At 59.5% G+C, this 12,792-nt stretch carries 10 protein-coding genes; 6 read left to right on the forward strand and 4 right to left on the reverse strand.

Annotated features, from left to right (window positions below; translation table 11 throughout):
* The first annotated feature begins 44 nt into the window (after positions 1 to 44).
* The 6 genes from DDQ68_RS22080 (at position 45) to DDQ68_RS22105 (ending at position 8,137) form a co-directional block, all read left to right on the forward strand.
* Entirely contained in the window at positions 45 to 887 is an 843-nt protein-coding gene (locus DDQ68_RS22080; RefSeq protein WP_109658233.1) for a phytoene/squalene synthase family protein, read from the forward strand.
* A 111-nt stretch (positions 888 to 998) separates the two neighbouring features.
* Positions 999 to 1,469: a hypothetical protein gene (locus DDQ68_RS22085; protein ID WP_162550346.1), complete on the forward strand. Its 471-nt coding sequence runs from the start codon at positions 999 to 1,001 to the stop codon at positions 1,467 to 1,469.
* 3,122 nt (positions 1,470 to 4,591) lie between these two features.
* Positions 4,592 to 5,212: a T9SS type A sorting domain-containing protein gene (locus DDQ68_RS23245; protein ID WP_162550347.1), complete on the forward strand. Its 621-nt coding sequence runs from the start codon at positions 4,592 to 4,594 to the stop codon at positions 5,210 to 5,212.
* An 88-nt stretch (positions 5,213 to 5,300) separates the two neighbouring features.
* Positions 5,301 to 6,494 carry a carboxypeptidase-like regulatory domain-containing protein gene (locus DDQ68_RS22095; RefSeq protein ID WP_162550348.1) on the forward strand — a complete coding sequence of 398 codons (1,194 nt, stop codon included), beginning with the start codon at positions 5,301 to 5,303 and terminating at the stop codon, positions 6,492 to 6,494.
* Between the two features lie 39 nt (positions 6,495 to 6,533).
* Positions 6,534 to 7,385, forward strand: a complete 852-nt coding sequence (locus DDQ68_RS22100) for a 4-hydroxy-3-methylbut-2-enyl diphosphate reductase (RefSeq protein ID WP_109658237.1) — start codon at positions 6,534 to 6,536, stop codon at positions 7,383 to 7,385.
* Between the two features lie 17 nt (positions 7,386 to 7,402).
* Positions 7,403 to 8,137, forward strand: coding sequence for a fatty acid desaturase (locus DDQ68_RS22105; protein ID WP_109658238.1), 735 nt, complete (start codon positions 7,403 to 7,405; stop codon positions 8,135 to 8,137).
* Positions 8,138 to 8,214: 77 nt separating this feature from the next.
* Here DDQ68_RS22105 and DDQ68_RS22110 read toward each other — a convergent pair whose 3' ends face one another.
* The 4 genes from DDQ68_RS22110 to DDQ68_RS22125 form a co-directional block, all read right to left on the reverse strand.
* Positions 8,215 to 8,589 (reverse strand): heavy-metal-associated domain-containing protein, encoded by a 375-nt coding sequence (locus tag DDQ68_RS22110; protein ID WP_109658239.1) that lies wholly within the window; start codon positions 8,587 to 8,589, stop codon positions 8,215 to 8,217.
* A gap of 183 nt (positions 8,590 to 8,772) precedes the next feature.
* On the reverse strand, positions 8,773 to 11,118 hold the full coding sequence (locus DDQ68_RS22115; RefSeq protein ID WP_109658240.1) for a TonB-dependent receptor: 2,346 nt from the start codon (positions 11,116 to 11,118) through the stop codon (positions 8,773 to 8,775).
* A 95-nt stretch (positions 11,119 to 11,213) separates the two neighbouring features.
* Entirely contained in the window at positions 11,214 to 11,651 is a 438-nt protein-coding gene (locus tag DDQ68_RS22120; RefSeq protein ID WP_109658241.1) for a hypothetical protein, read from the reverse strand.
* A 78-nt stretch (positions 11,652 to 11,729) separates the two neighbouring features.
* A complete protein-coding gene (locus DDQ68_RS22125; RefSeq protein WP_162550349.1) occupies positions 11,730 to 12,758 on the reverse strand; it encodes an SGNH/GDSL hydrolase family protein in 1,029 nt (342 codons plus the stop codon).
* Positions 12,759 to 12,792 lie beyond the last annotated feature (34 nt).

Raw genomic sequence — 12,792 nt, forward strand, 5'->3', positions numbered from 1 at the left:
TGCCCTGGCTCAGCCGTCTTAATTTTTAATTTTTAATTCGTCAAATGGACCACGTTAAACTATTCACTGATACCAGCTTAGCGTGCAGCAAGCTCATTACCAAGCGCTACAGCACATCGTTTTCGCTGGGTATCCGCACGCTCGACGAGAGCCTGCACGCGCCGGTGTACGCCGTGTATGGCTTCGTGCGCTGGGCCGATGAAATCGTGGATACCTTCCACGGCCACGACCGGGCGGCACTGCTGGCCGATTTCCAGCGCCAAACCGCCGAGGCCCTGGCCACTGGCCTCAGCCTGAACCCGGTGCTGCACGCCTTCCAGGCTGTGGTGCACGAATACGGCATCGACCAGGAGTTTATCGATGCGTTTCTGCACAGCATGGCCCTGGACCTGGAAGACCAGAACTACCACCCCGGCCTGTACAACGAATACATCTACGGTTCGGCGGAAGTGGTGGGGCTCATGTGCCTACGCATTTTCTGCCACGGGCAGCCAGCCATGTTTGAGCAGCTGCGGGGCCCTGCGCGGCGGCTGGGGGCAGCGTTTCAGAAGGTGAATTTTCTGCGCGACATCCGTTCCGACTACGAGGACCGGGGCCGCGTGTACTTTCCCGGCGTGGCCTACCACCGGTTTGATGATGGCGCCAAGCGCGAAATAGAGGCCGACATCCGGGCCGATTTTGAGGCGGGTTACGCCGGTATCCAGCAGTTGCCGCGCCCGGCCCGGCTGGGCGTATACCTGGCGTACGTGTACTACCTGAAGCTGTTTTATAAGATTAAGAATCTGCCCGCGACGCATATTTTGCACCAGCGGGTGCGGGTACCCACCAATACCAAGCTGCTGCTGCTGCTGGGCTCGTATTTCCGCTTCCGGCTGGCGCGCTTGTGAGCGGGCGGCGGGCGGTAGCTTTGGGGCCTCATGAACTGCCTATTGGTCTCTTTGCTGCTTGCCCTGGCTCCGGTGGCGGTCGCGGCGCGCCCGGTAGCGTATCCTTTTGCCATGCCTTCTCCCTACGAACCCGCGCTGTTGCGCCGCCACTACGAACTCGCCGCCGCTGATAAAGCTGCCGGCGAAAAATTCTACCAGCTCCTGGCCGAGTATCACGACCAGGATGCCCTGGTGCTGGGCTACAAAGCCGCCGCTCAGGCCATCCGCGCCCGCGACGCTTCCATGTTCAACAAGCTCACCTACGTGCAGGATGCAGCCCGCACCTTCGCCCAAGCCGTGGCACTGGCCCCCGATAACGCCGAAATCCGCTTCCTGCGCTTCTCCGTGGAAAGCAACCTGCCAGCCTTTCTGGGCCTGAGCACGCACGTCGACGAAGACAAGGCCTTTCTGCTTAGCTCAGCCCTGGCCCACCCCCGGTCGGGCCTCGACGCGGAGTCGTTCCGCACGGTGCGCAGCTTCCTGATAGCCCGCGGCCACGTGAGCACCGCCGACGCTGCCCGCCTGGGCGAAGTACCGGAATAGCGCACCCCAACCAAAACGAGCTTCCCCATTCAACGGGCCCCCGGCAGCACTCCTCATTTGGGAGCCGCCGGGGGCCCTTGTCTATAATGGAGAATAATAAAACTTACTGTAGTACAAATAATAATTGTAAAATTAAAATAGTAATGTTTCTGCCCGCTGCGAGCAGCTAAAAAGCGTCTAAAAAAGTATTTTGGATTGATCAAAATACTTAGTTGAAAATTTATAACATAAAATACTAATGATCAATAAATTAATTTTTAAAATAGATTATAAATCGAGCTTTGTAAACAGCAGGATTGGATAAAACGACTATTATTGTTCTGCATAGTAACCTAAACTTTAGATCGTCTGTATTGAAGGTTCACTTGGATTAGTATAACTTCGCCCAATGAAATAAAGGTTCCAATGGCATGAAGATGGTTTTAATTGAGAAATTGTTATAAATAATGCAATTAAATCTTGCGAAATACCAAGACCTGCTTCTCTGTCAATTCATTCTTTGTAAAGTTCAATAAAATATCTTACTGTTAAATTTTATATCCACTCAGCTCACCAGACACACTACCATGAAACATTCTTACTCACCATTAACAAGTTGGCTGCGGTGGCTCTGCCTCTGCTTGCTACTGGCCATGCCCGGATTAGGCTTTGCCCAGACGGTTACGCTTACACCAAATACTGCGGGTGACCCTCAAGATTTTAATAGTGTCCAAGTGGGCAACGTGTCAGGTTCTAAAGCATATACGGTAACTGGAAACGCTTTAACAGGCGATGTCACCATCGCCATTCCTCAGTATTTTGAGGGTAGTAAGGACAATGCCAATTTTTCAACTTCGACAGTAGTATTCGCAAAGAATGGCACTAGCCTGCCTGCTGGGTCAATCTTATACCTGCATTATAAGCCTGCGCAGCCTGGAAGCGATACTACGTTTGTTAATGCGACTACCAATAAGAAATCATCCCCACCAGTTTCTTCTAATTATATACAATTGGTGGGTACCGGCACGCCGGGTTCTCCCATCATTATGGTGAACCCAAATGCATTGCCAAATTTTGGAAGTCAAGCAACTGGCACTGCTTCTGGCTCTTCTAAGAGGGTCGCGGTAACGGGCTCGTCGCTTACGGCTAATATTACGGTACAGGCCCCAACTGGCTTTGTAGTAAGTAGCGATAGCATTACTTACGGCACAACGGCAACACTTGTGCAGACCGGCGGCACTGTGAGTACCACGTTGTACGTGAAATTTAAGCCCACAGCGGCAGGTGATATCAATGGCAACGTAACGCTCTCCAGCACTGGCGCCACCGATAAAACGGTGGGCGTTTCGGGCAATGGGCTGGCACCCACGCCTACACTGAGTGTGTCGCCCACTACATCAACTGATTTCGCCTCAGTGGTCGTGGGTAACTCAAGCACAGTCAATGGGTCTTTCACCGTCAGTGGCCAGAACCTGCAGAGCAGCGTGACCGTTACGCCCCCCACCGGATTTCGCATCCGCACGGGGTCTAATGTATTTTCCACAAATGCTATTGTGCTGACGCAAGCCAACGGAACGTTGCTGCAAACTATAATCGACGTACAATTTACGCCCATTGTGGCTCAATCGTATCAAGCATCGGTATCGCTTAGTACAACTAATACTAGTGCAACAATAGCCGTAAGCGGTACAGGTAGCCCGGCTCCGGCTACTGCCACCTTAAATGTAAGCCCTGCCTCCCTTGACTTTGGGGTCGTAACAAGTAGTGGTAGTGCTGGTGTCCTTCGCTTTGATGTGAGCGGCACTAAGTTGTCAGCCGATGCAGTGCTAACGCCAAGCAGTACTAATATACAAATTCGAAATGCTTCAATCGGAGGTCCCTTTTTGAACAATCCCATTACGCTGGCCCAAACCGATGGTACAGTGGTCGTTCAAACCATTGAAGTGAGGTTAGTAGCTAGTATACCTAAAGGCGCTTATGAGCAACAGGTAGGCATAACAAGTAGTGGTGCGCCAGATGTGCAGAAAGCTGTACTTGCTACTAATCCCAGCGGGGCTGTGTCGGCTATTTCGGTATCAATCCCAGCTAGTAATGATTTTATATTTGCGGCCCAACGCGATAATATATCGGCTTCGCAATCATATACTGTATCTGCTAATAACCTGTTGCAAGACTTAGTGGTAGCCCCGACCGGACCAAACGCTTCCTATTTTGAGGTGTCTAGCGATAATTCGAAATTTTACCGCCAATTGAGTATTCCTCGCAACACTACAGATAACAACGTTGCTCTTACGACAATATATGTGCGCTTCGTGCCTGGGCCTAACCAATTTACTGTAATTGCTACCATCAGTAATTCCAGTTCGCCGGCCCCAGCGGCTGACCTACAAGTATCGGGTATTAGTCAGCCTACCATTCGCCTGAGCAATTTTCCTGTGGCTTTTCCTGACGTTGTAAAGGGTAACGTCTCGGCGCCAGTATCAGCGCGCCTGCAAGGTTTCCTAATAGCTGGTACTGTAAACGTTCAGTTTCCTAGCGATCCTGGAGCTGATTCAGCGTTTCCTGATCGTAACCCAGAAGGTTTGCCGCAATATGAGTTCTCGTTTGATAACGGTGCAAGCTATTCTAAATCCATGGATATAACTCCGAACGATGCTGGCAATTTCGTCCGAGACATTAAAGTGCGTTTTGCTCCGGTTCGAGTAGGCGATGCGACATCGGCGATGCAATTCCGCAATGCCAGCCTGAACAATGATAACGGCACTGCTTACCAGCCTCTGCCAAATAGTGGTAGCGTGGTATCAGGGTATTCAATTGCTATTGAACCCACTGCGCAGTCGACAGCAATCATAGTGCGGTCGGCAGATCGTACCAGCGCTACAATTACTTTTAGGTTGAGTAATCCACCAGCTGGAACCAGCTATGGTGCAAACCGACTTGTCATAGCCAGTACTACCTATTCGCAGTTACCGCCCAGCCTGTTTCCTGTTGATAAATCTACTAAGTACACTCCGGGTAACTTCAGTAATGGTGCTTATGAATTCGGTGCACCAGCCAATAGCAGGGTTGAAGCGTCTGGTAATACTTTCACAGTATTCAAAGCAGCAGATACAAGCTTTACTGTCAGTAAATTGGACCCAGACTTGACGTATTACTTTTACTCTTTTGAGTACAACTCTGACCGGCTGGCGGGAGCCGAGAACTACCTCGTGCCCAACAACCAGCCCTTGGCGCCGCTGCCGGTAGAGCTGGTGTCGTTCACGGCGCAGCTTCGCAACAAGCAGGTGAACCTGAACTGGGTGACGGCCAGTGAGAAGAACAGCCGCAGCTTCGACGTGCAGCGCAGCTCGAATGGCCAGACGTTTGCGACCGTGCTGACGAAGTCGGCCCAGGGTAACAGCAGCGCCCGTACCACCTACGACGCCGTGGACCGCCAGCCGCTGCCGGGCCTGAGCTACTACCGCCTCAAGCAAATCGACAACGACGGCACGGTGGCCTACTCGCCGGTGGTGTCGGTGCAGAGCGATGGCGCGGTGGACATCAGCATCTACCCGAACCCGACGAGTGGTAAGGTGACCATCACCCTGCCCGCGGCCCTGGCTGCCAGCGCTCCCCGCGTGCGCATCAGCGACCTGATGGGCCGCGTGGTGCAGGAAGTAAGCCTGCCCGCTTCGGGCGAGATTGACCTGGGGGCCCTGCCCGCGGGCACCTACCTCCTCAACGTGGGCGGCCAGCAGGTGCGCAGCCGCGTGGTGAAGTACTAGGTACAGGCAATCCGTAATGAGAGGGCCTTCCGCAATTGCGGAAGGCCCTTTTTTGTGCCGGTGGGCGGTGCCGGCCTACCTTGCGGCCATGCATTGTTTCTATCGTTTGCTGGGGGACTTGCTGGTCCTTTTGTCCGGCTGCCCCGCTGTTGCCCAAGGGGTTGTGACGGGCCGGGTGGTGGACGAAAAAGGCCAGCCTGTGCCCTACGCCAGCGTAGCCCTGGCCGACGGCCGCACCGGCACCGCCACCAACGAGGTGGGCGAGTTTAGCCTGCGGGTGCCCGCGCTGCCGCAGCAGCTCGTGGTACTCAGCATTGGCTACGGGCGCGCCGGGGCCCTGGCTACGCAGGCCGGGGCCCTGCCAGTGGTCATCGTGCTCAAAGCCAGCGCCGTGGAGCTGCCCGAGGTGACGGTGCGCGCCAACGCCGAGGCCGAAGAGCTGGTGGCCCGCTGCTACGCTAAGCTGCTGCGCCACCAGGCCGACGCGCAATACGGCCGGGGCTTCTACCGCCAGAAAACTCGTGAGAACGGCCACTACCGCGAGCTCTTCGATGCATTTTACGACGTGAAGCTCACGCCGCGCGACATGCCCAGCTGGGTGCTGGGCGAGGCACGCTACGCCTTTGTACCGGGCATTTTGAGCATGAAAAACTTCTCCATCTACACGCGGGCGCTGCCCGTTTTTCAGTTGCCTGGCGGGACCAGCCGCACGGCCCAGCCCCTGGGGGCCAATGCCGCGGAGCGTTTCCGGTTTGTACTGCGCCAAACCCTGCGCGACCAGGGCCGCGAGCTGGCCGTGGTTGACTTTGGACCCCGCGTGGCCGGCGACCCCGTGGCCAGCGGTACCCTTTATATCGACCCGCGCACGGCGGCGCTGTTTCGTTTCGAGCGCGATATGCCCACAGCCGGCAATTTCACTTCCAGCAACCCCGCCATCCAGCTTGGACTCTGTACGTTGCATACTACCACCAATTTTGCGCCCCTGGACGACTCGCTTAGCCGCTTGGCCAGCACGCAAGTAGTGTCCAATATCCAGATGACGATGAAGGGCGTGCCATCGGAAACAACAACGACTTCCCAGTTTTTTCTCTACGAATACGGCCCGCCGACGCCCGGCCAGAAGTACCGGGCCATGCCCCAGGACGTGAACGATCTGGCGGAAATCAAGAAGCGCCGCTACCATCCCGAGTTCTGGCGCGATAATGCCGTGGTGAAAGACAGCCCGGTGGAAGCCCAGGTAATCCAGGATTTTGAGGGCCGCCGGGTCTTCGGAAGATTATAGCCGTAACCTTACACGGGTTTTTCTGGTTACCCTGCTACTATGCCGCCTTTATTGCTCAGTGTTCGCATCGACCCTAACTCCGGCTTCTGCTTCGGAGTCATCTATGCCATTCAGATGGCGGAAGATTTGCTCGACGAGCAAGGCTACCTGTACTGCCTGGGTGACATTGTACATAACGACGAGGAAGTGCACCGCCTGCAACAGCGTGGCCTGCGCATCATCTGCCACGAGCGGCTGGCCGAATTGCGCGACGAGGCCGTGCTCATCCGGGCCCACGGTGAGCCGCCGAGCACCTACAAGCTAGCCCTGGAAAATAACCTGACGCTGATTGACGCCAGTTGCCCGGTGGTGCTAAAGCTGCAAAACCGTATTAAAACCAGCTTCGACAAGCGCGAGCAAATTTTCATCTACGGCAAGCACGGCCACGCCGAAGTGCTGGGTCTACTGGGCCAGACCGGCGGTAAGGCCGTGGTATTCGAGAATCTGGCCGAGCTGATGACCCACGAGCTGCCCTCGGCGCTGACGCTTTACAGCCAAACCACTAAGAGCACCGCGAGCTTCTATAATATTAAAAATGAGCTGGAAAGCCGGGGCTACCAAGTGAACGCCAACGACACGATTTGCCGGCAGGTGAGCAACCGCGACAAAGATTTGCGACGCTTCGCAGCGCAGTTCGACCAGATTGCCTTCGTATCGGGCACCAAAAGCTCCAACGGCAAGGTGCTCTACCAGGTGTGTAAGGACACCAACCCGGATACCCACTTCATTTCCAACGTCGACGACATCGACCGCGCTTGGTTTCAGCCGGGGCAGTCGGTGGGCATCTGTGGGGCCACCAGCACGCCCATGTGGCTGATGGAGCAAGTGCGCGAGGCCCTGGTGGGCCTGTAATTTAAAAGCTAGTATTGATGAGCGTATCCACTGCCCCTTCCGTACCGGCCCGCCGCGTGGCCCCCGCGCCGCTGGCCGGCAAGGGCGTGGCGGCAGCCCTGCTGATTATGGTGGCCTGGGGCGGGCTGCTGGCTTGGCTGCTGGCTGGCTACCAGCCCAACTGGCACGCGCCGGGCCCCTATTTGCTGGTGCTGCTCCAAACGCATCTCTACACCGGGCTGTTCATTACGGCCCACGACGCTATGCACGGCGTGGTGAGCCCCAACAAGCGCCTCAACAACGCCCTGGGTACGGTGGCTACGGTACTGTTTGCCTACAACTGGTTCCCAAATCAGCTGCCCAAGCATCACGACCACCACCGCCACGTAGGCACCCAGGCCGACCCCGATTTCCACTCCGAAGACCACGCTGGCTTCTTGCCCTGGCTGGCTCGCTTCGCCTGGAACTACGTAACCTGGTGGCAAGTGCTGCTGATGGCTGTGACCTACAACGTGCTGAAACTGTATTTTCCACAGACCAACGTCATCGCCTTTTGGATGATACCGGCGGTGCTGGCTACGTTGCAGCTGTTCTTCTTCGGTACCTACCTGCCGCACCGCGGCGAGCATGAACCCGAAAACCGGCACAAGTCGCGCAGCCAGTTGCGGCACCACGTCTGGGCTTTCGTCACCTGCTATTTCTTCGGTTACCACTTCGAGCACCACGACCAGCCGTACCTGCCCTGGTGGCGGCTATGGAAAACCAAGGTCTGAACCAGTATTCAAAACTTGACCCAATAAAAAAGGCCCGCCGAAGCGGGCCTTTTTTATTGGGCTAGGGCCCCGGGGCCCTATTGGTGGGCCGGGGCGGTTTTCTTGCAGCACTCGGGCAGGCGGCTGTAGGCGCGGGCATCAGCGGTTTGCTCGTCGGCGTCGTAGCCGGTTTTCTGCACGGCGGCGCGCAGGGCGGCGGTGTTAGTTTTTTCGGGGCGGTAGTTCACCGTGAGCACCTTGGTGGGCACGTCGAGGGTGGCGCTTTGCACGCCCTTCTCGTAGGCCATGCTTTTCTCGATGCGCGCCTTGCACATATCGCACACGGCCGAGGTTTTGAACTTGACCGTTTCGGTGCCGGCCACGGCTTTGGCGGCGGCGGGAGCAGTTTGGGCCTGGGCGCTGAGGCCGGCCGCGCTGAAGGCGGCGAAGAGGAAAAACGAAAGAGCTTTCATAAAAATGAAAAGAGATTAGAAGGCGAAATAGTGCGAAAATTAAGCTAGGTTTTAATCTATAAGGTCGTCACGCTGAACGAGTGAAGCGTCTCTACCGCTTCGGTGAATCGATTAGTTTACTTACGTATTAGAGATGCTTCACTTCGCTCAGCATGACGATATCATATATTGAAAACCAATTGGTTACTCGACGCGGTAGCGGAGGCCAACATACGTGAGGCGGCCGTACACGGGGCCCCACACCATTGCGGCGTCGAAGGTGGGGCTGAATGGGAAGGCGGCGCTTTCGATGGGGTTGGGCTGGCGGTAGTTGGTGAGGTTTTCGACGCCGGCGTACACCTCCAGGCGCTTGAAGGCGCGCGTAATTTGGGTGTTGAGCGCGGCGTAGCGCGGGGCGTAGTACACGGCCGGGTTTTGGCCGGCGGCGTGCTGGTGGGCGCCGTCGTTGCCGAGGTAGGCCAGTGGCCGCTGGCCAAACCACTGCACCGTGAAATCGGCCCGCCACTTGTCGAAGGCCGAGGCGTAGCCCAGGTTCAGGAAGGCGCGGTGGCTGGGGGTGAGGGGTTTGGGCAGCAGCTCGTTGCCGTAGGTGGTGCGCACGTCGAGGTACTTGTAGGCGCCCTTCACCTGAAAGCCCTTCACGGGCTCCACCTGCAACTCGGCCTGCACGCTGCGGGCGAAGGAGCGGTTCCCGGGGCCCAAATTGTTGATGAGCACGAATTGGGGCGCAGTGTACATATCGGCCACCACCTGGTTGCCGAACATGGTGTCGTAGTAGTCGGCCACGAACGTGGCTTGGCGGCCCCATAGCTCAAAATACTGCGTGAAGCTGCCGCCCAAGTTCCAAGCCGTTTCGGGGCGCAGGGCGTTGCCGATGACGAAGGTGCGGGCGCTGGCCAGCAGGTAGGCGTTGTCGGCGATGGGGTTGGCCATGCGCCAGCCGCGGCCCGCCGAGAGCCGGAAAATGGAGTTTTGGGTGGCGTCGTACTTCAGGTTGAAGCGCGGCGTGACCTGCCAGCCGTACAGGTTGTGGCGGTCGGCGCGTAGGCCGGCCACTATGGTCAGGTTGCGGCTGTTCTGGTACGTGTACTCGGCAAAGGCTCCGGGCACTAGCTCGCGGCGGCTGCGGTGCTCGCGGGCGTAGGTGTCATCCGGCGTCTCGGTGCCGTAGGTTTGGCCGGTGCCCAAAAACTCGCGGTAGTCGTCGTACAAAAAGCTCAGCCCCGCCCGGTAGCCGTGCGTGGTGCTCCCGATGATGCTCTGGAACAGCAGCGTGGCTTGGCCCGTGCGCTGGGTGCCGTCGTAACGCCGGGCCCCCGTCACCTCACTAAACGAGTAAGTCGAGTTGAAGTCGTGGCTCGTGCCGTTCATCAGCAGGCCCAGGCTCTGGAAGGGGCGGGTGGGCCAGGTGTACGACGTTTTGGTGAAGGCCGTGTAGCGGCGGGTGGTGTTGGTGGTGCCGTAGGCCTGGCGGTAGGCGTCGGGCGCGTCGGGCCGGAAGCTCAGCTGGCCGCCCTGGCGGTCTTCGTGCAGGGCCCCCAGGCCCACCTCCGTCACCAGGCCGTGGCCGGAAAGGTACTTCCACTTGTTCACGGCGTTGAATTGCGTGGCCAGCGGCAGGTCCAGAAAGCCGTCGCCGTTGCGGTCCACGCGCCGGCCCAGGTGGTCGGTGTGCAGCAGCAGCACGGTGCTCCACTTCGGGTTAAGACGGACCGAGGAGTTGAGGTTGACGTCGAACTTGCCCAGGTCGTTGGCGTAGGCGTTGAACAGCAGCTGGTCGGTCTTTTCGGGCTCCTTCAGCTTGATGTTGATCTGGCCCGAAATGGCCTCGTAGCCGTTCACCACCGAGCCCGTGCCCTTGATGATTTCAATGTTTTCAATCCAGGGCCCCGCCAGGTAGCCCAGGCGGTAGGGCGCGGCCAGCCCGCGCAGGGCCGGCTGGTTGTCCACGGTCAGCAACGAGTAGGCCCCGTCGAGCCCCAGCAGCTGAATCTGCTTAGCCCCCGACACGGCATCGGAGGTCGTTACCTCCACGGCGGCGTTGGTTTCGAAGCTCTCGGCCAGGTTGCAGCAGGCCGATTTGGTGAGGTCGCGGGCCGAAATTACCTGCGTGTTGGTGGGCGTGATGGCCGAGTAGGCGGGGGCCCGGGTGGTTACCGTCACCTCGCCCAACTCCAGGCCGGGCCGCAAGCCCACCCGCAGGTAGGGGCTGCCGGCGGCGGGCACGGCCACCGTATCGGGCCGGTAGCCGAGAACCTGCACCACCAGGCGGCCGGCGGCCCGGGCCGGGCGGGCCAGCACAAAGTGGCCCGCCGCGTCGGCGGTGGTCGTGGGAAAACTGTCGGCCGTAGTGGGCGCGTCGGCCAGCCAGCGCAGCAGCGCGCCGGGCAAAGGCGCGGCCGTGGTTTGCTCCGTGACTTCGCCCCGCACCGGGCCGGGCACGGCCTGCGCCCAGGCGGCGCTGGGGGCCCCCAGCGCCAGCAGCAAGCCGCTGGTAAGCAGCGGGCTGAGCCCGCGCAAGGATTTCATAATAGCTGTAAATTAAGGTTTTCCGAAAACAGAAAGTCGGGCCAAAAAGCCGCGACGGCGGTCGCTGCACCAGCGGCCGCCTCATCCGAAAAACCCTAAACCACCAGCTTACCTACCCAGCGCAGCAGGGCCCGCCCGCCCCGCGGCGGGGGCGAGGCATCGGCCGCAAACCAGCGCGGCCCGGCCGTGCCCCTCGCCGCTTCAGAAACCGGCAGTTGCGGCCACGCCGCACCCGGCAGCCAGGCCGCCAGCAGGGGCCCCGGCACCGGCACTTTCTCAAGAGCGTGCGCATGGGCCGGGGCCGTCAGCTTGTGCCAGTGGCTGCTGAACTCGCAGCAGTTGTCCTTGATGCGCGGCGGCGCCGTGGCCCCGTAGCACCTACGCGGCGCTGCCCCCAGCAGCGCCAGGTTGGCCCGGCTGCGCCCGCTGAACCGGCAAGTGTGCTGCTCCACCGTGAGGCCCACCGAGGCGGTGAGCACCAGCACGGCCAGCCACAGGCTGACGATTCGGTGGGCGAGGGAACGGGGTTTCACGCCGCAAAGGTACGGCCTGGGGGCCCCAGTGGTACACAAAATTCGGCCCCGCCGCGTGCACAACTTCCGCCCCGGTGCTTAGTGCGCCAGGACAGCCTTGGCGCGCTTGTGCTTAGATCTCAGCTTGCCGTGGCTAGGTATGGCCTCGGCCGGCGGGGCCGCCCGCACCTGCTCGTAGGCTAGGCGTTGCAGGGCCACGGCGTCGGGCGGGGCAATGTTCAAGTCGGCCGCGGCCTGCTCCTGGGGCCCCAGGGCGCGCGGGTCGTAGCCGGCGATGGTGGCCAGCAGCACGCAGGCGTTCAGGTAGGCGCCCTGCGGACTGGGGTGATAGTGGTCGTTGGTCCATAGGTCGAGCTGGCCGGCGGCGGGTGCGTAGGGGTTGGGCATCGCCACGCCGGTTTGGATGGCCCGCAGCCAGGTATCGCCGGCCGGGGCTACGCCCGCGAAGTGGCCGTTGGCCGCCGCCAGGCCGTAGTAGCCGGCGTGCAGGTCGGCCGTCATCGAGTCCACGGGCTGGCCCGAATATGGCTTGTCGGGCGGGTAGGTGAGGTCGGCGCGGGCCCAGGTTTCGTATAAGTACACACGGGCGGCAGGGTTGGCTTGGTGCACGGCTTGCTCCAGGCGGGTGCCGTAGTCGTAGAATTCGGCCCGCTTGCCGCTGCGCCGCGCCGGCAGGGGCCCCGTGCTATACTCCTGCAACACCACCGCCTGCCAGCGCGGCTGGTTGATGACGCTCAGGGCGTTGTCGTAGTGGAACTTGAGTGTCTGCCCGCTCAGAGTTTCCGAGTGCACGTCGTAGTTCAGCCCCGCCTCGTCGGCCAGCTTCTTGAAAATACCCGGGATGCCGCCCCAGGGCCCCAGCTCGGGCGGGTTGCCTTGGCGGGGTGTGCCCTTGGGCTGCCCGTAGTTTTCGTCGGTCACGGCAGCGGCGTTGTACTGCTGCACCGGCAGGTGGGCGCCGTGGGTGAAGCTGTTGCCGACGAACAGAATGTGCACCGGGGCCCCCACTTGGGGCCGGTCTTGGGCCCCGGCCGCCGGGCCGTGGAGTAGCAATGCCGCACCAGCGGCCAACGAAAGCGCGGGGAAACGCCAGGAGAAAAAGCGCATGGGCAGAACGGTTAGGGTGGCCCCGAAAGTAGCT

Source organism: Hymenobacter nivis, assembly GCF_003149515.1.
Lineage (GTDB): Bacteria > Bacteroidota > Bacteroidia > Cytophagales > Hymenobacteraceae > Hymenobacter > Hymenobacter nivis.